Origin of the sequence: Ruania zhangjianzhongii (assembly GCF_008000995.1) — a bacterium.
In the GTDB taxonomy this organism is placed as follows: Bacteria; Actinomycetota; Actinomycetes; order Actinomycetales; family Beutenbergiaceae; genus Ruania; species Ruania zhangjianzhongii.
Genome location: NZ_CP042828.1, coordinates 1,419,304 through 1,439,580 on the forward strand (window position 1 = coordinate 1,419,304; position 20,277 = coordinate 1,439,580).

Sequence of the window (20,277 nt, forward strand, 5' to 3'; positions counted from 1 at the left end):
GACCCGACCGACCGCCTGCCCTGGACGCTGATGCACTTCTTGACCGACACCACCTGGACCGAGCTCTACCTGCTCACCGTCGCCTTCGTGCTCTGCGCGGTGATCGGCATCGAGCGCCAGGTGCGGCAGAAGGCGGCAGGATTTCGCACCCACGTGCTGGTCGGGATGGGCTCGGCCGGGTTCACTTTGGTCTCCGCGTTCGGCTTCGCCAACGTGCTCGGCGACGATGTGAACCTGGATCCGTCCCGGATCGCCGCCCAGATCGTCTCCGGCATCGGCTTCCTCGGCGCCGGGGTGATCTTCACCCGGCGGGACGTGGTGCGGGGGCTGACCACTGCCGCCACGATCTGGGTTGCCGCCGCTGTCGGTATGGCTGCCGGGGCCGGGATGGTCTCCCTCGCCGTGTTCCTCACCGTGCTGCACGTGGTGGCGGTGCTCGGGGTCGGGCCGCTGGTGCGCAAGATCCCCACCCGGGACCACAACCGAGTGCTCCGGGTGCGTTACCTGGATGGGGCCGGAGTGCTCCGGGACGTCCTCGCCCTGGCCACCGATCTGGGGTTCAGCACGCTGATTCTCGGCAGTCGGCGGCTGGAGCGCGACGCTCAGGCCATGGTGGAGATCGACATCCGGTTCAAGGGCCGGATGGCGCTGCGCACCGCTATTCCGAGCGTGAACGCCATCGAAGGGGTCCGCGAGGTCGAAGTGCGTAGCGATGACGAGCACGAGGACGACGAAGACGTCATCTGATCCGTTGCCGGCCAGTGCTGCTCATCTGAGTTGAGCGGTACTGCTCATCTGATACCTTCGAGTGAACGATCCGACGCCAGGAGCCGTGATGACTTCGCTCAACGATGCTGCACTGACCAGTCTGGACCCGCAGGTGGCCCGACCCGACTACGACCGCAGCGCCCTCAGCGTGGGGATCGTCCACATCGGCGTCGGTGGTTTCCACCGCGCCCACCAGGCGATGTACCTGGACGAGCTGATGCGCGCCGGCCACGCCCACGACTGGGCGATCTGCGGACTCGGCCTGATGCCCGGCGATATCCGGATGCGCGACGCCCTCGCCAGCCAGGACGGCCTCTACACCCTGGTGGTCAAGCACTCGGACGGCAGCACCGAGGCCCGGGTGATCGGCTCGATCCTGGACTACGTCTACGCCCCGGACGATCCGGAAGCGGCGCTGGCCCGGATGGCCGACCCGGCGGTGCGGATCGTCTCGCTGACCGTGACCGAGGGGGGCTACAACGTCAACCAGGTCACCGGCGAGTTCGACCTGACCAATCCGGCGGTACGGGCCGACCTCGAACCCGGGGCGCTGCCGACGACCTCCTTCGGGTATGTGGTCGAGGCGCTGCGCCGCCGGCGGGAGGCGGGGACCGCGCCGTTCACCGTGATGAGCTGCGACAACATCCAGGGCAACGGGGACAACGCCCGGCGGATGTTCGGCGCCTTCGCCCACGCCAAGGACCCCGAGCTGGCCGCCTGGATCGACGCCGAGGTGCCGTTCCCGAACTCGATGGTGGACCGGATCACCCCGGTGACTACCGACGAGGACCGTGCCCTGGTGGCCGAGCGGTTCGGCGTCGAGGATGCCTGGCCGGTGGTCACCGAACCGTTCACCCAGTGGGCGCTGGAGGATCATTTCGTCGCCGGTCGGCCACCGTACGAGGACGCCGGTGTGCAGGTGGTGGCCGATGTCACGCCCTATGAGCTGATGAAGCTGCGGCTGCTGAACGTCAGTCACCAGGGCATCGCCTACCTCGGCTACCTGGCCGGCTACCGCCTGGTGCACGACGTCGCCCAGGACCCGATGTTCGCGACCTTCCTGCGCGGCTATATGGACTCCGAGGGGAGCCCGACCCTGCAGCCGGTACCGGGCGTGGACCTGGATGCCTATAAGGCCACCCTGATCGAACGGTTCTCCAACGCCTATGTGCGCGACACCGTCGCCCGGCTGTGTGCGGAGTCCTCCGACCGGATCCCTACCTGGTTGGTGCCGGTGATTGATGCGAACCTCGCCGCCGGGGGAGAGGTGGCCCGATCCGCGCTGATCGTGGCTAGCTGGGCCCGCTATGCCGAAGGTGTGGATGAGCAGGGCGCACCGATCGAGATCGTCGACCGGATCGCCGACCGGGTGCACGCCGCCGCCCTTGCCCAGGCTGAGGACGATCTGGCTTTCCTCCGGGACCGGGACCTGTTTGGTGACCTGGTCGAGGACGAGCGGTTCGTCGCTGCCTACCGGTGGGCGCTGTCCTCGCTGCACGAGCGCGGTTCCCGCGCCACGATTCAGGCCCTGCTCGACGGCGAGGCCCCCTGACGTAGCCGGCTCACCGCTCGTACCGGTGGACTGGGCGCCGTTGTGCCTCGTTCTGTCGGCTCGGGTGCTTCTCGGCCGGCGCTGAGGATCAGCCCGTCGCGGTCAGCTCGGCCAGCGCCGTGGCGCAGTCGGTGTCCAGGACCAGCATGTCCACGAAGCCACCGCGCACACCCGCGCGAACTGCTGTGGCGGTCTCCCGGCCGAAGCCGGAGGCGATCACCGTGGGGGTGCGGCGCAGCTGGTCCAGCGTCACCGCGACCACCCGCTCCTCCAGCGAGGGGTCCAGCTCTCGGCCGTCGGCGTCGAACAGTCGCCCGGAGCACTCGCCGACCACGTGATGCTTCTCGACAGTGCTGAGGTCCGCGGCGGACAGGGTCGGATAGACCGTGGAGGACTGCGGCGACCAGCCGCCGATGGCCACGACAGCGAGATCGAGCTCGTCCGCCTTGCGCAACGCGTCGGCGATCTGCGGCTGGGCGCGCAACCCGGCGGCGGTGGACGCGTCCCCGACGGTCAGGGGTGCCCAGATCGGCCAGGTGCGCACTCCGGTCAGCCCCTTGAAGTGCTGGATCAGGCCTAGGGAGTCCCCGCTGCCCTCCACCGGCTGAGCGCCGACGAGCTGGACCACCTCACAGGGCGGGAGCTGGTCGATGTAGGGGGCGGCCGTCTCCAGCGTCCTCGACCAGGAGATGCCGACCGTCATCCCCTCGCGCACCTCGTCCCGCACGATGTGGGCCAGCGTCCGGGCGAGCAGGTCGCGCCGCTGCCGGGCGTCGGAGTGCGAGGTGGCGATGGTCACCGGCACGCCGAGTGCCTGGGCGAGCGGTCCGGACAGGTCCTCGGCCTCCTCCGGCAGTGCGACCGAGATGCGCACGATCCCCATCTCGCGGGCCGTGGTCAGCAGCCGGGCGACCCGGAACCGGGACAGGTGTCGCTCGCTGGCGATCTCTACCTTCGACTTGCCGTCCACGTGGAAGTCGATGCTGACGTCGCGCATCAGCACGAGCTCATCACGATCCACTGAACGGCCCTCCTCTCGCAACAGATGTGCAGTCAGTGCTTGCTCATCTGAGTGTAGGCCACTACAGTCCCTAATATCAGATGAGCGGATTAGATATTCTCAGATGAGCACCGCTGTCGGTCGTAGCGCTCGACGGTTCGTGCAGACGATGTGAGGACGACGATGTTCCGAGAAGAACCGACCCGGGCCGCCACTGGCCGCCCGGTCAGCCGGCGCCGGACCAGGCTCCGGTCGGCGCGCACGCGTGTTGCGGCACTCGCCGGCGTGAGTGCACTGACGCTGGCCGGCTGTGCCGGTGCCGGTGCGATCTCCAGCGGAGGCGACACCGAACAGATCGTGGTGGCGATCGTGTCCAACCCGCAGATGCAGGACGCGATCTCGCTGCAGGAGGAGTTCCTCGCCGAGCATCCCGGCATCGACGTGCAGTTCGTCAGCCTGCCGGAGAACGAGGCTCGCGCGAAGATCACCGCGTCGGTGGCGACCGGCGGCGGCGAGTTCGACGTGGTGATGATCTCCAACTACGAGACCGGGATGTGGGCGGAGAACGGATGGATCGAAAACCTGCAGCCCTACGCCGACGAGACCGAGGGGTATCAGCCCGACGACTTCGTGCCCAGTGTCCGGGAAGCCCTCTCCTCTGACGGAGACCTGTACTCGGTGCCGTTCTACGGTGAGTCCTCGTTCCTGGCCTACCGCGAGGACGTCTTCGCGGAGCAAGGGTTGGAGATGCCGGAGCAGCCGACCTGGGACGAGGTCAGTGAGCTCGCCGCCCAGCTGCATGATCCGGAGAACGACTTCGCCGGGATCTGCCTGCGTGGTCTGGCCGGGTGGGGCGAGAACATGGCACCGCTCTCCACGGTGATCAACACCCATGGCGGCCGCTGGTTCGACGAGGACTGGAATGCCACCCTGGACGCACCGGAGGTCAACGCAGCCGTCACCGACTACGTCGACCTGGTGCGCAACTACGGTGAGCCGGGTGCGGCCACTGCCGGGTTCGGTGAATGCCTGACGATGTTCAGCCAAGGCCAGGCCGCGATGTGGTACGACGCGACGTCGATGGTCTCCTCGGTGGAGGACCCGAGCTCGTCCACCGTCGCCGGGGATGTGGCCTACGCACCCGCCCCGGTGGTGGAGACCGAGGCTTCCGGCTGGCTGTATTCCTGGGCACTGGCCATCCCCACCACCTCCGAGCACAAGGACGCTGCCTGGGAGTTCGTCTCCTGGATGACGCACCCGGACTACATGCACCTCGTCGGTGAGGAGATCGGCTGGGAGCGCGTGCCACCGGGTAGCCGGCTGAGCACCTATGACATCCCGGAGTACGCCGAGGTGGCCTCCGCCTACGAGGAGGAGATGCTCCGGGCGATGGAGAACGCGAGCCAGGAGAACACGATGACCCGGCCGGTGCCGTACTCGGGCATCCAGTTCGTGGCTATCCCGGAGTTCCAGGACCTCGGCACCCGCGTGGGCCAGCAGATCTCTGCGGCAATCGCTGGGCAGATCTCGGTGGAGGAGGCGCTCGAACAGTCCCAGCGCTACACCGAGACCGTCGCCGCGTCCTACCAGTCCGAGCAGGAGGATGGATCGTGACCACCGTCGTCGAGCGTCACCATCGCAAAGAGGCGGAGCGGCGCAGCAAGGCCGACTCGCCGCAGGCGATGGATCGCGCCGAAGCCTGGCGTCGCCGGGCGCCCCTACTGCCGGCCCTGATCTTCACCATCATCGTCACCCAGGTGCCGTTCCTGGTGACCATCTGGTACTCGCTGCGGTCGGAGAACCTGCTCCGCCCCGGTGAGGACCGGTTCGTCGGCCTGGGCAACTACGCCGACCTGTTCGCGGACTCCACGTTCCGCCAAGCCGCACTGAACAGCGTGATCTTCACCCTCGGCTGCGTGCTGGTGGCGATGCTGCTCGGCATCGGCATCGCGCTGCTGCTGGACCGCAAGTTCCTCGGCCAGGGGTTGGCCCGCACGCTGCTGATCACCCCGTTCCTGATCATGCCGGTAGCCGGGGCGATGATCTGGAGCGTCTCGATGTTCAACCCCACCTACGGGATGGTGAACTGGGTGATCGGGCTCGTCGGCATCGACGCGGTCAACTGGACGGCGACCTTCCCGGTGCTGTCCATCCTCATCGCCCTGGTGTGGCAGTGGACACCGTTCACCATGCTGCTGGTGCTCGCCGGGCTGCAGGCCCAGCCGAAGGACGTGCTCGAGGCGGCGCAGATGGACGGCGCCGGCTGGGGCCGGACGTTCGTCTCGATCACTCTGCCGCAGCTGCGGCGGTACATCGAGCTGGGTGTGCTGCTCGGCGCGATCTACGTGGTGAACACCTTCGACCAGATCTATCTGATGACCGCGGGCGGGCCTGGCACGGCGAGTGCGAACCTGCCCTTCTACATCTACCAGCGCGCCTTCCTCGGATTCGACATCGGGCAGGCGGCAGCGATGGGTGTGGTGGTGGTGATCGCGACGATCATCGTGGCCACCTTCGCCCTGCGCCTGATCTTCCGCAGCTTCGAGCAGAAGGACTGAGTCATGACCACGACGACACCTGACGCACCCGCGGCCCGTCCCACTCCGCAGTCCCACCGACCCGCACCGCGCCCGGACCGGGGCAGCGGCCTCGGGGGCGGCCTGCTCACTGCCCTCACCTGGGTGGTGGCGATCGGGTTCTTCTTCCCGGTGCTGTGGATGGCGCTGACCGCGTTCAAGCAGGAGAACGAGGCGGCGTCCAACCCGCCCACCTGGTTCTTCCAGCCCACGCTGGACCAGTTCCGGGCGGTGATCGACGGCGGCGCGGGCGTGTTCTTCGCGAACTCCCTGATCGCCACCGGGCTGTCCACGCTGCTGGTGATCGCCTTCGCCGTGCCGGCCTCCTACGCGCTGGCGATCCGCCCGGTGAAGAAGACCCAGGACGTGCTGTTCTTCTTCATGTCCACCAAGATGCTCCCGGTGGTGGCGGTGATCGTGCCGATCTATGTGATCGCCGGCCGGCTGCATGTGTTGGACACGGTGTGGACCCTGGTGGTGCTGTACACGGCGATGAACCTGCCGATCGCGATCTGGATGATGCGCTCGTTCTTCCAGGAGATCCCCGGGGAGGTGCTCGAGGCCGCATCGGTGGACGGTGCGGGGCTGATGCGCACGCTGCGCTCGGTGCTGATACCGATGGTCGCACCCGGTCTGGCCGCGACCGCACTGATCTGCGTGATCTTCGCCTGGAACGAGTTCTTCTTCGCTCTCAACCTCACCGCGGCGCGCGCGGCCACGGTGCCGATCCTGATCACCTCCACGATGACCAGCGAAGGGCTGTTCCTGGCGCGGTTGTCCGCGGCGTCGCTGCTCGCCTCGCTACCGGTGCTGATCGCCGGATGGGTGGCGCAGAAGCAGCTGGTCCGCGGCCTGTCCATGGGCGCGATCAAGTAGCGGCTACCGCCGCGAGGGTGGCCTGAGAATCGTCGCGAGCTCGTCCCTCAGGCCACCCTCGCGCGTCGTTTCACTGCTCCCGACGGCGGAGCACGGCTCGGGCGAGCAGGCGCCACCCGATCAGCAGGACAGCAAGGACCCCCGCTGCGACCAGCGGGAAGGCGCCGGAGGCGCCCTGCCCGACCAGGAGGCGCAACCCCAGGCCCCCGGCGACGGTCACCATCCACAGGCCGACCGCCGTCGGCCAGAGCTCGAGCGGCTCACGCCAGGTGTACATGCCGACCCAGCCGACCGCCAGAGCAGCGAGGAACGGCCACGCGGTCTCGGCGATACCGGCCAGCGCGTTCGCCTCGTCGTGGCTGCGCCGGCCGGCGATCACGAAGGCGAGCACGCAGGCGACGTCCAGCATCGCGGCCAGGGCGGCGAGGCGACCCGCTCGCGGGTCGACCAGCTCGTCGTAGTCCTCGACCGGCTCAGTCACAACCGTTCACACCAGGCGGCCAGTACTGGCCAGGGCGGTGCGCACCAGGGCGCCGTGTCCGTCGGCCATATCCGCCTGGATCATCGGGGAGACCGCCTCCTCCGGGGTGAACCAGGCGATGTCGAGAGCATCGTGCTGCGGTTGACAGTCACCGTCGATCGGGATGATGTAGGCCAACGAGACGGCGTGCTGACGCGGGTCGTGGTAGGCAGTGATCCCGGGAGTGGGGAAGTACTCGGCGACGGTGAACGGAGTCAGCGTGACCGGTAGCCGCGGCAGCGCCATCGGGCCGAGGTCCTTGTCCAGGTGGCGGGCGAGCGCGTCCCGGATCCGCTCGTGGAACATCACTCGGCCGGAGACCAGCGCACGGGAGATCCCGCCGTCGCGCGGGGTGCGCAGCAGCATGCCCACGTGCTGGATCACGCCGTCCGCATCCACCCGGACCGGGATTGCGTCCACGTAGACCATCGGCAGCCGCTTGCGCAGGGCGTCCAGCTCGTCCTTGGAGAACCAGCCGTCGCCGGTGTCGATCGCCGTCTCACTCACCCCCTTGTTCTACCTTGTCCGCCCGGTAGATGGCCAACGCTGGGCCTTGCGCGCGTGGCGCGGTGGGGGTCGATGTCAGGGGTGAATCGGGGGGATACCTCATAGTGCCTGACCCGGTCGGCACGGTTGTCTGGAGTCATGGATTCCCTGCTGACCAGCCTGAGCGAAGCATTCGGGCCGCTGATGCTGCTCCTCGGCGCGCTGTTCGCGTTCGCCGAGTCGGCGTTCGGGCTCGGCTTCGTGGTGCCGGGGGAGACGGCGGTGCTCACCCTGGGTGCGGCTACCGGCTCCGGCGGGGAGCTGACTGCGGCGATGGGAACCGTTGCCGTGGGTGCGATGGCCGGGGACCACACCGGGTACCTGATCGGCCGGCGGTACGGTACCCGGCTGCGGGATACCCGGGTGGTGCGTCGGATCGGGCCGCAACACTGGGACCGTGCCACCCGACTGCTGCGCCGGCACGGGGTGCTCGCGCTGATCATCTCCCGGCTGCTGCCCGCGGTGCGCACCCTGATGCCCGCGGCTGCCGGGGCCGCCGACGTCAGCTACAGCAGGTTCCTGGCCGGCTCGGTGGTCGGCGCCGGACTGTGGAGCGGCCTCTGGGTCGGGATGGGGGCGGCTGCCCGGGCCGCCTTGCCGGAGATGGCCAGTACCCTCGGGAAAGCCGGCTGGATCGCCTTCGCTGTCGCGGTGCTGGCGGTTGCCGTCGTACTGCTGCTGCGCCGCCGGGCTCGGCGACATCGTGCGGCTGCCCGCGATGCTGTCCGCGCGGAGCTGGAGTCCAGCGAGGTCTCCTAGCATCGACGGGGCGGCGGCGCTGGCGGCTAGGTGCCGGCGGTGGTCGCCGGCGGCGGGGCCTCGGGGCGCCCGCCGCCGGCGTGAGTGAACCAGGTCAGCGGCGATCGCCGCGCTCGCAGGGGTCACCGCCGCCGTGGCCCGGCCGGCCGGTCGTGAAGCACATGCTCCACTCGGTAGTGGCCTCCGCGGCGATCTCCCAGCCGTCCAGGGGTTCCGCAGCAACGGTGACGTCTCTGTTCTGGTGGGCACGGTAGTCACCGGCCTCGGTGGGCTCATCGTTCACGAGGTACTGCACGCCCTGGCTCTCCGGGATGGTGTAGAGGTCCCGCCCGCGGCCGGGCCGGTCGGTGAACTCGGGCTCGGCCGGGGTGACGGCGTAGTGCAGGCCGTACCCGATCGGGTACAGGGTCTCGGACCCGTCGGCGGTCGGCACATCGACCGGCAGCGCGCCGGTCGGGTTGAGGTCCCCGGCGACGGCGGCTACCGCGCCGTGGAAGTTGGGCTCGAACCAGCCGTAGATGTTCAGTACCGCATCCGCCCCGGGTAGCACGTTCGCGTCATAGGGGTTGCGGGTGGCGACCACCACTACCGGGGTACCGGTCTCGGCCAGCGCGGCGACCATCTCCTGCTGGGCCTGGTTGGCGTTGTTCGAGGCGAAGATGACCACGTCGTGGTCGGCTGCCGCCGCCACAGCGCGCTCGCGGTACGCCGCAGACGGCGAGGAGCCGTTCTCGTAGTCCTCGGTGACGTCGAACCCACGCTCGATCAGCATCGGGCCCATCCGCTCCGGCCAGGCCGAACCGGCGCCCACCATCAGGACCGAGTCCGACTCCGCGTCCAGCGGGAGTACGTCACCCTCGTTGCGGACCATGGTGACCGCGCGGTCGCCGATCTCGGTGGCCGTGGCCAGGTGCTCGTCGTTGCCGACGGTGTCCATCACATCCTCGACCGGAACGCTCGGGTCGCCGTCCCAGACGCCCCGCTCCACCTTCCACTCCAGGATCCGGGTGACCGACTCCTCCAAGCGCTCGCGGCTGAGGTCGCCCGCCTCGATCGCCTCGTGCACCCCCTCGAACGTGGCGTCCACGTCTGGGGAGTTGAGCAGGATGTCCGAGCCGGCCTCGATGGCGAGGGCGGCGACGTCACCGTCGTCCAGCGGGTTGCCCGGGATCTGCTTGAGCGCAGCCATGCCGAGGGAGTCGGTGGTGATCAGGCCGTCGAAGCCCATGTCCTCGCGGAGCAGTCCGGTGAGCACGTCGTGGGAGAGCGTGCCTGGCATCTCCGGGTCGATCGCCTCGACGATGATGTGGGCGGTCATGATCATGTCGATGCCACCGTCGATCGCCGCCTGGAACGGCACCAGATGCTGGTCCAGGGTCTCCCGGTCGTAGGTGACGATCGGCAGCCCGGTGTGGGAGTCGGTCTCGGTGTCACCGTGACCGGGGAAGTGCTTGGCGGTGGCCGCGATGCCCTGGTCCTGCATGCCCGCCACCTGGGCGACGCCCAGGTCTGCGACGGCCCCGGGGTCCGCACCCATCGAACGCACCCCGATCACCGGGTTGGCCGGATTAGTGTTCACATCCAGCACCGGGGCAAAGTTCACGTTGATGCCGACGGCGTTGAGCTCGGAGCCGAGCACCGCACCCTGGTCGTAGGCCAGGTCGGTGTCGAACGTCGCGCCGAGGGCCATGTTACCGGGCAGGACGGTCGCGGGCTCGGTCATCCGGGCGACGATGCCACCCTCCTGGTCGATCGTGACCGCCAGCGGGATACCGGAGGCCTCGTCCCCGGTGGAGACCGCCTGCAGGCCGTTCGACAGCTCGGCCGCGCCGACCGGGTCATCTTCGACGATGGGGTTCGACCAGGCGAAGTAGAGCACGCCGCCGAGGTCGTATTTCTCGATCACCTCGGCAGGGGTGTCCACGCCGTAGTACTGCTGGTTCTCGGCGGCCATCGACGTGTCATCCGCGGAGTCGCCGTACACCCGGGTCCAGGTCATCTGGCCGATGAGCTCATCGATGCTCATCGCCTCGACGGCGGCGGCGATCTGGTCAGCGGACTCGGGTGCGTCCCCGTTGCTGGCCAGTGGTGCTGGTGGCGCGGCCGTGGCCGGGACCGCTCCGGCGAGCAGCAGGCCTGCTCCCAGGCCCAGGGCGACGCCGGCTCGCGTGCCTCTCGATGGTGTGGACATGGTGTTCCTCCCGGTTGGTGTCTGCGCTGACTGGTGGGTGGTGGGTTCGCTTCTAGTGCTGGCGACCGCGCGGTAGCTCGAGGTCGGCGACCACCGGCCGGTGGTCGGAGGAGAAGGCTGCTACGCCGTCGGCCGGGACCCAGGCATGCTGAACGGCGATGCCGTCGGAAACGGCGACGTAGTCGATCCGCCGGTCGGGCACATCGGCGGGGAAGGTGAACCCGTCGCCCTCGCCGGCTTCGGCGTGCGCGTCGGTCAGCACGTCCCACAGCGGTGCAAGCTCAGGCGCCTGAGGGGTGGCGTTGAAGTCACCCATCAGGACTTGGCTGGCGTGCGGGCCGTCCTCGGCCAGGATCTCCAGGGTGTCGGCCACTTGCAGCTCGCGTACCGTCGGGTCGCCGCGATAGTCGAGATGGGTGGAGTACACGTGCACCCGGGCGCCGCGAGCCTGAATCACCGCCTCGGCGAATCCCGGCGCGGGAGCCGGCTCCGGATCCTCGGACTGGGTGGACAGCCGGGTGATCTCGTGGTTGGTGAAGTCCACGATCGGGTAGCTGGACAGCACTGCGACCCCGAACTCGGCCCGTGGGCCACCCTCCTCGGCCGGATCGTTGGAGTAGATCGGCGCGAAGCCCACCCACATGTCCAGGGCGTCGGCCAGCTCTTCGGCCAGGTCCAGGTTCAGGCTGCGCTCACCCCAGTGCACGTCCACTTCCTGCAGCGCGATCACGTCCGCCTCGATGTCCTCGATCGCGGCGGCGGTGCTGGCGATATCGAACGTGCCGTCGGCGTCCCGCCCGGCGGCGATGTTGTACGACGCCACCCGGACCTCCACTGCCGGCGGTGGAGATCCGGGGCCGGGGGAGTCGGCGGTTGCGGGGACGAGGGCGGCGAGCACGAGGCCCGCCCCCAGACTGAGGGCGACGCTCGCTCGAGCGCCGGTCGATCGAAGTGACAACGTGTCCTCCCGGGGTGTGCTGGTACTAGGCCTGGGTCAGTCGATGGCGGCGAGGATCGCGCTCGCCTGGCTCCGAAGCTCGGTGGCGGCCTCCTCGGTGAGGGTGTCCGGCCCCTTGGGGTGGTCCAGGTGTGCGATGAACCGCTCCAGTGCACCGGCAGCGGGCCCGGTGCGGCTGCCGTCGAGGTGATCGCGGGCCCGGTCGAGGGTGTGGGTGAGCTGGTGCGCGATCGGCCCGGCGATGTCCCCGGTCTCGATGTACTGCGCCAGCGAAGCGTCCAGGCCGGCGATCGTCGGCACCTGCGTGGTGTCGTTGGTCAGCGCCCGATAGACGTGCGCGGAGATCGGCACCAGATCAGCGACCGGGTACTGCGCGCCGGCGAACCCGTTCGGGGGGTCGATCACCGGCGAGTGCCGCATGTTCGTCAGGATCGTGATCGTCATATCGTGCAGCGGGTCGATGATCGTCAGCGTCCCGGTCCAGCCCTGGTGCCCGAAAGTGCTCCGGCTCGGACCCCAGTTGAAGTACCAGTAGTCTGCGGAGCTGGCCGAGTGCACCCGCCAGCCGAGCCCGTAGCTCGAGGAGTCCACCTCGTCGGGATCCGGGGAGTACGGCGCGGTGAACTGCTCGATCACGTCCTCGGTGAAGTACTGCTCACCGCCGTAGATGCCGTCGTTCAGCATCAGCTGAGTGAGCACCGCCATATCCGAGGTGGTGGAGAACAGGCCCGCGTGGCCGGCCACCCCGTCCATCGCGTAGAACGCCTTCTCGTCGTGCACCTCACCGCGCAGGGTGTAGTCCCGGATGTAGACGTCGCTACCGTCGGGATGGGTCCCGAAGGAGATATTGCCGTCCCGGGTGTTCCCGTTCAGCTCGGTGGCTGCCACCTGCTCCGGTGCCACACCGTGCTCGAGTGGGTTGAAGTGGGTGTTCTCCAGTCCGAGCGGTGCGTAGAACTCCTGCTCGAGGTAGACGTCCAGCGGCTGACCGGTGACCTGCTCCACGATCAGCCCGAGGACCATGAAGTCCACGTCGCTGTAGGCGAACGTGCTGCGCGGCTCATACATCAACGGTGTCTGGCAGATCGATTCGATGATCCCGGACCGGTCGGTGTGCTCGGTGGTCTGGTACCAGAGCTCACCGGCAGCGTTCAGGTTCTGGTACTGCGGGTCCGGGATCATCCCGCCGCGGTGGTGCAGCAGGTCACGCAAGGTGATGGTGTCCTTGCCGGTGTAGACATCCTCGATCCCGCCTTCGCCGCCGACCGTCCAGATCCCGGTGTAGATCGAGCTCTCGTCGGCGAAGCACTCCCAGCCGGGGAAGCTGGCCACCGGCTGGTCCAGATCCAGCCGGCCCTGGCTGACCAGGTGCTGGATCGCGTAGTTGGTCGCGTACATCTTGGTGTTCGACGCCAGATCGAACAGCGTGTCGGTGCTGGCCGGCTCCCGCTGGCCGGCAGGCAGCAACTCCGCTGGCATCGTCTGCCCGTTCTCCTCGTGAGTGGAGTAGCGCAGGGCGTCTCCGTAGGCATCCTCCTTGACGATCTTGCCGTCCTTGGTGACGATCACCGCGACGGCCGGCCCACCGTCGTCGACCTGGGCCTGGATGTAGTCATCCAGCTCCGCGAGCCGGCCGGGATCGAAGCCGACCTGCTCCGGCTCGGCGCGCTGGAGCTCATCGTGGGCGACGTCCGCGGGCAGGAGGAGCCAGGAGTCCTCGCCCTGCGTGTGCGTGCCGACCTGGAACAGCCGCTCGATCTGGCCGAAGGAGAGGTAGTACTCACCGTCGGCCCGGAATCCGTCGACGTCGTCGAAGACCAGATCGGTGTAGTCCTCGAGCATGTTCCCGGTGACGTTCGACCCGATCCGGTTGGTATCGACGGCGATCTCGTAGTAGTCCCGGCCGCGGAAGACGGTGAGGATGTCGAGCGAGCCGGACGGGGCCCCGTCGAACTCGTATCCGTTCGTGCCGTAGGAGTAGGTGAGGTCGAGCAGCTCGGTGAGGTCCTCCACCGCCACGTACGGTGTGCCCTCGCGCCAGCTCACCTCCTCGTCGGGAATGGCCTGCGGTGCGGTGTAGCCCCGCGGGTCGCCGTCGATCGCCCAGACCTGCGCTGAACCGTCCTCGGCGCGCACGTAGCGGGTGTCCTCGCCGAAGGTGCCGTCGTCCACGGTGAAGCCCAGGTAGGCGTCCGGATCGGTACGGACGAAGCTGAAGGTGTACTCCGCGCCGAAGCGGTCGACGTCGAACCCGGTCAGTCGCCCGTCCCGCCCGTCCAGCGAGCGAGCCTCGACGGCACGTGGTCCAGCCACGGTGGGGGAGGAGTAGTGCACGGTCAGCTCGATCCGGTGGTTGCCCTCGGCAGCTGCGGGCAGGACGCCCGCGCTGAGCACGGACATCACCATCGCTGCACCCAACCCCGCCGCGATACGACGCTGCACTGTCATCGATCTCTCCCTCACCGGTGAGGACCCGATCTGCCACGACCGGAACCATCGCCGCGGTGCGATGAAACTCCCTTACGTAAGACACCACCTTGCCGTAACAGCCTTACCGTGTCAACGCGGCGCCGGCGGGCGCGATCGCGGTCTCGCGCGGTACGCCGATTGCCTGTGCCGTGCCCACGTGCGGGCACGATCTCGGCCGGGGTTTCCGGGCTGTCGGGGCCGGGAGGCCGCGCCTGTGCCGCACGACGTGCGGGCATGATCAGCGCGGCGGTCGGGCTGGGGCGGCGCTCGGTGGATGCCTCAGCGTGAAGAGCTCGGGACGAAATGGCGCCGACCTCTTGACGGCCCTTCGACGGTGCGTTATCGTCATTCATAGTAAACGGTTACTATTCCAGACCGAAAGCCGCTGAGAAGGCGCAGTGACTACCCGATGGGGGGTGCCGTGAAGGAGAACAACCGCACGACGATTCACTACCTTGCCGCGGGTACTCTCGGCCTCACCTTGGTGGGCTGTTCGGGAGGGAGTGGCGACGCGAGTAGCCCCGGTGATTACGCGCAGACATCAGAGAATGGTGTCAGTGTTCTCACACCTGACGGTGCCATCGATCCGACCGGCACCTGGAATGTCGGGACACGGTCTGGCGACTATGTTCACGTCGCCGGGATGCGTGGTATCGACCCGGACACCAATGAGCTCGTCGACGGTGACCTCGAACGGGTCCGGCAGGGCTTTCTGAACATGCAGACGATCGCCGAGTCGGAAGGGGCGACGCTCCAGGACGCTGTCCGGCTCGTCGTCTACGTCACCGATATGGACGAGCATCGCCCGCTGGTCAACGAGGTGCAGGAAGAGCTCTGGGGCGAGGCGATGTACCCGCCCCGCAGCATCATCGAGGTGACCGCACTGAACGACGACGACATCTTCGAGGTCGAGGGCACCTTCTACGCCCCGGTCGAGGACGACTAGTCCGGCACGGGCCGGCGCAGCAACCACCAGATCAGGAGGATGGTCGACCGATCACCGCAACGCAAATAGTAACCGGTTACTAGGGAGTGCACGATGGGTGTGACGATTCGGGATGTGGCCGCCGAGGCGCAGGTCTCGGTAGCAACGGTCTCGCGAATCACCTCGAACTCGGGGTACCCGGTCGGCGCGGCCACTCGGGAACGGGTGGTCGCCGCGATCGAGAAGCTGGGCTATCGGCCGAGCGAAGTTGCCAAAGGGCTCTCGATGCGCGGATCTACGCTGATCGGCGTACTCGCGCCGGACATGGCGAACCAGTACTACGCGGAGATCACCCGCGGTATCGAGGATGTCGCGCACGCCGAGGACTACCAGGTGGTGTTCTGCAGCTCCGACCGTGACTCCGACCGGGCCACTGCCTATGTCGACTCACTGGTGCGACGGCGGGTGGCCGGTCTGGTCGTCGTCGGCGGCGGTAGCGAGGTGGCCCTGGCTCCGGACGACGTCTCCCCCTACGAGGCTGCCGTCGTGATGGTCGGGCGTCCCTCGTCGGAGTTCTCCACCGTCCAGGCGGACAACGACCACGCCGGACAACGTCTGGCCCACCACTTTGCCGATCTCGGCCACCAGAGCATCGGCTACCTCGCCGGTCACTCCGAGTCCTCGGCGAGCACGGTGCGTTACGAGGCGATCACCGCCGCGCTGACCGGCCGAGGTGTCCCCGGCCCGAGGGTCGAACGCGGCGCCTACACCGAGGCGGGCGGGTACCGGGCGGCCACCGCCCTGCTCGAGGCCCGCGCGCGGCCGACGGCGATCATCGCCGCCAACGACCGGATGGCTATCGGCGCTCTAGCCGCCGCTGAAGACCTTGGACTCCGAGTACCGGACCAGGTCGCACTCGCCGGATTCGACAACACGCCGATCTCGGAATACGTGCGGCCTGCGCTGACGACTTTCTCGTTGTCCTCACGAGACATGGGCGCACAAGCAATGCGCCTGATTCTTGCTGGAAAGGAGGGCGACAACACAATCCAGCATATGACAGTGCGTGGCGATCTCGTCATCCGCGCAAGTTGCGGATCTTGAGGACGAGGACGCGTACGAGTTTCAACCGACTCCCACAATGAAGGAGAAACCAGAAATGGCAGTGAAGGACTACACCACGACCGACGCGGCAAACGAGCGCCGTCGCAACATTCTTGGCATGTCCTACTCGGAAGTTGCCGAGCGTTTGGCCGAGCCGGGTCAGGACACCGTGCTGGTGCCGATGGGAAGTACCGAGAAGCACGGTGCGCACATCCCGCTGGGGACGGACAGCTACGTGACGATGGAGGTCGTCTACCGGGCCGCCGCTGCTGTGGATGCTCTCTTCACCCCGTTGCAGCCGTTCGGGTACTCACCCCATCACATGGGGCGTAACGAAGAGGGCGCCGGCACGATCACGCTGCGTGCCGACACCTACCGCCGCGTGCTGCACGACGTGGCACGAAGCCTGATCTTCCACGGCGTGAAGAAGATCATCTTCGTCTCCCACCACGGCTCGAACACCAAGCCGATCGACGAGCTGATGCGTCAGCTGCGGTACCAGACCGGCGCCTACATCTCGTTCTACAAGACACCCACCGAGCGCGAAGCGAACGTGGTGCAGCACCTGTTCGAGAACACGCCGGAGGAAACCCCGGGCTGGCACTCCAGCGAGCTGGAGACGTCCTGCCTGATGGCCACCGCCGACAATCTGGTGCACATGGACCGAGCGGTCGACGACCGGGCGCACGCGCCTGCCTACATGGGCGATGCGTTCTCCAAGATCGACGGCGTCGGCACCGTGAAGTTCAAGGGGTCGGAGAACATCTGGGTTCCGATGGAGCACCACGAGTACTCCGACACCGCCACGATCGGCAACCCCTTCCGGTCCACCAAGGAGAAGGGCTTGAAGATGTTCGACGCGATGGCCGACCACCTGGCGGCCTACGTCGAAGAGGTGCGCAAGTTCGAGGTGGGCGAGGTCAACAGCGACTACCCCGAGCGCGCCTGACGTCCACGCGCCACCTGAGGAGGTGATCCGGATGACCAGCACCGACGATCAGTGGACGGTGCGCATGCTGCGCGAAGAGCTCGTGGCGATCTCGCAGCGCAGCTACCAGCGCGGCCTGGTGCCCGGGGTGAGCGGAAACAACTCCGTTCGAGTTCCGGGAACCGACACGATGCTGATCAAGACATCGGGTAGCTGCATGGGCGATATGACGCCTGAGGACACGGTTCATATGACCCTGGGTGGCGACGTCCTGGACGGAGAGCGGCGGCCCTCCAAGGAGTGGCAGTTCCACGCCGCGATCTACCGGGTGCGGCGAGACGTGGGTGCGATCGCGCATCTACATCCGCCGTACTCGGTGGCCTTCTCCGTCGCGGGGCAGATTCCACCGCTGGTCACGGCCGCCACCCGTGGCCACGTCCGCGAGATCGGGATGGTGGGGCTACTTCCCGCCGGCTCGATCGAGCTGGCAGAGGCGGTCGAAGCTGCGATGAGCGGCACGCAAGCGCGCGCAGTGCTGATGCAGGAACACGGCACCATTACGGTCGGCCCGGACCTGCGCACCGCCTACTACCGCACCGAGTATCTCGAGGACAACGCCCGCGTGGCGATCCTCGCCGGGATGGCCGCCGGTCAGCTCCCGGGGGACCTCGTCCTGGCCCACGACAGCGACCCGACGGCGGAAGGCGGCTGACGTGCCCACGCCGATCGTCGCCGTCCTGGCCACCCTCGACACCAAACAGGCCGAGGCCGACTATCTTGCGGAACAGATCCGCACCGCCGGCGGGACTCCACGCATTCTGGACATCGGCCTCGGCACGGGTGGTCGGGCGGGCGACGTCGGCAACGAGGAGATCGCCGGCAGGTCCGCACACACGGTCGCCGAACTGCGGCAGAGCCCTCGCCACGTGGCGATGCAAGAGATGGGCCACGGGGCGGGCGAGATCTTGCGGCAGTGGTACGAAGCCGGCGGTGTGCACGGTGTGATCGCCGTAGGCGGCAACCAGGGCACGGCGATCGCCTCGATCGCCATGCGCGAGCTCCCGATCGGGCCCGCCAAGCTGATCATCTCGACGGTGGCTTCCGGAAACGTCCGTCAGTACGTGCTGGACAGCGATATCACCATGCAGTTCTCCGTCGCCGATCTGCTCGGCGGTCCCAACGTCGTCACCCGGGACATCCTGCGGCGATCCGCTGCTGGGGTGGTGGCGATGGCGGCCGCAGCCATGACCCCACCCGAACCCGAATCGCGCACCGTGGTGGCGATCACCGCGTTCGGCAACACCGAACCAGCGGTCGTAGCCGCGATGACACATCTCGAACAGGCCGGATATGCGTGCGTACCGTTCCACGCCTCCGGTGCCTGCGGCTCAGCGATGGAACGCCTCATCGACGAAGGAACGATCGACGCCGTACTCGACCTCACCACCCATGAGGTCCTCGGCGAGATCGAACCGCGGGACATCTACGCCCCGGTCCGCCCCGGCCGCCTGAGGGCGGCAGGACGGCGCGGTGCTCCCCAGGTGGTCGTCCCCGGCGGCCTGGAGTACTTCTGCTTCGGTGGCGTCGAGACCATCCCCACCGAGTATCGCGACCGACCGACGCATATCCACAACCCCTACAACACCAACGTCCGGACCAGTGCCGAGGAGCTACGGCAGGCGGGCGAGCTCGTTGCGGCACGCCTGAACGAAGCAACCGGCCCGGTGGCCGTGCTGATCCCCACGCTCGGTTGGTCCGGCGTCGGCAGCCCGGGCGGAATCCTGCACTCGCCGGCGACCAACCAGGCATTCATCGATGCGCTGCGTGATCAGCTGGCCGACCACATCCGGCTCGAGCAGCACGCCCTCGCCATCAACGACCCGGAGTTCGCCGAACTGGCAGCACGCACGCTGATCGACCTTCTCCCGGCACCACGCTGAGGCGCCTTCGGCTACGGCACGGCGCCACCTGAAGTAGTTCATCACCCTTCGCAAAGGAGCTTTGACAATGACAGCCGATCACACCACCGCGATCCCGGACACGATGCGAGCCGCCGTCCTGTACGGCCCTGGCGACATTCGCGTCCAGGACAAGCCGGTGCCACGCCCGGGACCCGGCGAGGTCCTCGTGAAGGTCACCGTCTGCGGGATGTGCGGAACCGACCTGAAGATCTACGACGGACACTTCCCGCAGACCCCTCCGTATGGCACGTTCACCCCTGGTCACGAGTGGGCGGGCGCCGTTGTCGAGCTCGGGGAGAACGTGGACGAGGTCGCCCTGGGCGACCGGGTCTGCATCGAGGCTCACAGCGGCTGTGGTCGCTGCGGAAACTGCATGGCCGGGCTCTACACGGCGTGCACGAACTACGGCGACGTCGCCAAGGGCCACCGCGCCAGCGGGATGAGCGTCGACGGTGGCTTCGCGGAGTACGCCGTGCACAAGGTCGGCTCGCTGTACAAGATGCCGGACAACGTCTCGGACAACGACGCTGTGCTCATCACCACCGCCGGGACCGGCCTGTTCGGTCTGGACACGGCCGGCGGCTACATCGTCGGGGACACAGTGGTCGTGATCGGTCCCGGCCCGGTCGGACTGATGACCGTCCAGGCCTGCAAGCAGCTCGGCGCCCGTGAGGTGATCCTCGTCGGCACCCGCGCCAGCCGGCTCGCCAAGGGTGCAGAACTCGGCGCCGACCACATCATCGACGCCTCGGTCACCGACCCCGTGCAGGCAGTGCAGGAGATCACCGGTGAGGGCGCCGACCTGGTGATCGAGACCTCCGGTGCGGTGCGCACCCCGCAGCAGGCCGTCGACATGGTCGGCCGCGGCGGCAGGCTGCTGTTCGTCGCCTTCTACCCCGAGCCGGTCACCCTCGACCTGAGCGCCGTGGTCCGGAGAAACGTGCAGGTGTCCACCACCCGAGGCGAAGGCGGCAACAACGTCCGCCGGGCCCTCGCGCTGGCCGAGATGGGCCGGTTGCGTGGCGAGGAGCTCGTCACCCACGAGTTTGCACTCGACGACATCGCCGAAGCGTTGCGGGTCGTCCGCGACCGCGACGGGGATCCGCTCAAGGCGGTGATCAGGTTCTGATCCGTCCTGCAGGCC

At 67.9% G+C, this 20,277-nt stretch carries 18 protein-coding genes; 12 read left to right on the forward strand and 6 right to left on the reverse strand.

The window, feature by feature from the left end; genetic code table 11:
* Positions 1–30 precede the first annotated feature (30 nt).
* Positions 31–747, forward strand: coding sequence for an MgtC/SapB family protein (locus FU260_RS06540; protein ID WP_147916330.1), 717 nt, complete (start codon positions 31–33; stop codon positions 745–747).
* Between the two features lie 88 nt (positions 748–835).
* The gene (locus FU260_RS06545) at positions 836–2,320 is read left to right on the forward strand and encodes a mannitol dehydrogenase family protein (protein WP_147916331.1); all 1,485 of its coding nucleotides are present in this window, start codon (positions 836–838) and stop codon (positions 2,318–2,320) included.
* An 88-nt stretch (positions 2,321–2,408) separates the two neighbouring features.
* Here the strand turns inward: FU260_RS06545 and FU260_RS06550 are convergent, their stop codons facing one another.
* Entirely contained in the window at positions 2,409–3,341 is a 933-nt protein-coding gene (locus FU260_RS06550; protein ID WP_235912225.1) for a sugar-binding transcriptional regulator, read from the reverse strand.
* Between the two features lie 264 nt (positions 3,342–3,605).
* Between FU260_RS06550 and FU260_RS06555 the strand changes: the two genes are divergently transcribed.
* From FU260_RS06555 to FU260_RS06565, 3 genes are read left to right on the forward strand one after another with little or no spacing between them, the layout of a single operon-like run.
* Positions 3,606–4,934 (forward strand): ABC transporter substrate-binding protein, encoded by a 1,329-nt coding sequence (locus FU260_RS06555; protein WP_235912226.1) that lies wholly within the window; start codon positions 3,606–3,608, stop codon positions 4,932–4,934.
* Complete coding sequence (locus FU260_RS06560) at positions 4,931–5,878, forward strand: carbohydrate ABC transporter permease (RefSeq protein ID WP_413038335.1); 948 nt, start codon at positions 4,931–4,933, stop codon at positions 5,876–5,878. Before FU260_RS06555 ends, FU260_RS06560 begins: the two co-directional genes overlap by 4 nt.
* A 3-nt stretch (positions 5,879–5,881) precedes the next feature.
* On the forward strand, positions 5,882–6,772 hold the full coding sequence (locus tag FU260_RS06565; RefSeq protein ID WP_147916333.1) for a carbohydrate ABC transporter permease: 891 nt from the start codon (positions 5,882–5,884) through the stop codon (positions 6,770–6,772).
* Between the two features lie 70 nt (positions 6,773–6,842).
* On the opposite strand, the gene FU260_RS06570 is transcribed toward FU260_RS06565, so the two are convergent.
* On the reverse strand, positions 6,843–7,253 hold the full coding sequence (locus FU260_RS06570; RefSeq protein WP_235912227.1) for a DUF3054 domain-containing protein: 411 nt from the start codon (positions 7,251–7,253) through the stop codon (positions 6,843–6,845).
* A 6-nt stretch (positions 7,254–7,259) separates the two neighbouring features.
* On the reverse strand, positions 7,260–7,799 hold the full coding sequence (locus FU260_RS06575) for an NUDIX hydrolase family protein (protein WP_147916334.1): 540 nt from the start codon (positions 7,797–7,799) through the stop codon (positions 7,260–7,262).
* A 138-nt stretch (positions 7,800–7,937) separates the two neighbouring features.
* Between FU260_RS06575 and FU260_RS06580 the strand changes: the two genes are divergently transcribed.
* Entirely contained in the window at positions 7,938–8,597 is a 660-nt protein-coding gene (locus FU260_RS06580; RefSeq protein WP_147916335.1) for a DedA family protein, read from the forward strand.
* Positions 8,598–8,691: 94 nt separating this feature from the next.
* Here the strand turns inward: FU260_RS06580 and FU260_RS06585 are convergent, their stop codons facing one another.
* Genes FU260_RS06585 through pbp4b form a run of 3 tightly spaced genes read right to left on the reverse strand, consistent with a single transcriptional unit; the run spans position 8,692 to position 14,194 of the window.
* Positions 8,692–10,788 (reverse strand): glycoside hydrolase family 3 protein, encoded by a 2,097-nt coding sequence (locus FU260_RS06585; RefSeq protein WP_147916336.1) that lies wholly within the window; start codon positions 10,786–10,788, stop codon positions 8,692–8,694.
* 52 nt (positions 10,789–10,840) lie between these two features.
* Positions 10,841–11,746, reverse strand: coding sequence for an endonuclease/exonuclease/phosphatase family protein (locus FU260_RS06590; protein WP_210418215.1), 906 nt, complete (start codon positions 11,744–11,746; stop codon positions 10,841–10,843).
* Between the two features lie 36 nt (positions 11,747–11,782).
* Positions 11,783–14,194: a penicillin binding protein PBP4B gene (gene pbp4b, locus FU260_RS06595; protein ID WP_147916337.1), complete on the reverse strand. Its 2,412-nt coding sequence runs from the start codon at positions 14,192–14,194 to the stop codon at positions 11,783–11,785.
* A 430-nt stretch (positions 14,195–14,624) separates the two neighbouring features.
* Between pbp4b and FU260_RS06600 the strand changes: the two genes are divergently transcribed.
* From FU260_RS06600 to FU260_RS06625, 6 genes are all read left to right on the forward strand, one after another.
* Positions 14,625–15,161: a RidA family protein gene (locus tag FU260_RS06600; protein ID WP_147916338.1), complete on the forward strand. Its 537-nt coding sequence runs from the start codon at positions 14,625–14,627 to the stop codon at positions 15,159–15,161.
* A 93-nt stretch (positions 15,162–15,254) separates the two neighbouring features.
* Positions 15,255–16,244: a LacI family DNA-binding transcriptional regulator gene (locus FU260_RS06605; RefSeq protein WP_147916339.1), complete on the forward strand. Its 990-nt coding sequence runs from the start codon at positions 15,255–15,257 to the stop codon at positions 16,242–16,244.
* A 55-nt stretch (positions 16,245–16,299) separates the two neighbouring features.
* A complete protein-coding gene (locus tag FU260_RS06610) occupies positions 16,300–17,193 on the forward strand; it encodes a creatininase family protein (protein ID WP_168211681.1) in 894 nt (297 codons plus the stop codon).
* A gap of 31 nt (positions 17,194–17,224) precedes the next feature.
* Entirely contained in the window at positions 17,225–17,884 is a 660-nt protein-coding gene (locus FU260_RS06615) for a class II aldolase/adducin family protein (RefSeq protein WP_147916340.1), read from the forward strand.
* Between the two features lies 1 nt (position 17,885).
* On the forward strand, positions 17,886–19,112 hold the full coding sequence (locus tag FU260_RS06620; RefSeq protein WP_168211682.1) for a Tm-1-like ATP-binding domain-containing protein: 1,227 nt from the start codon (positions 17,886–17,888) through the stop codon (positions 19,110–19,112).
* A gap of 67 nt (positions 19,113–19,179) precedes the next feature.
* Positions 19,180–20,262, forward strand: coding sequence for a zinc-dependent alcohol dehydrogenase (locus tag FU260_RS06625; protein WP_147916342.1), 1,083 nt, complete (start codon positions 19,180–19,182; stop codon positions 20,260–20,262).
* The last annotated feature ends 15 nt before the right edge of the window (positions 20,263–20,277 follow it).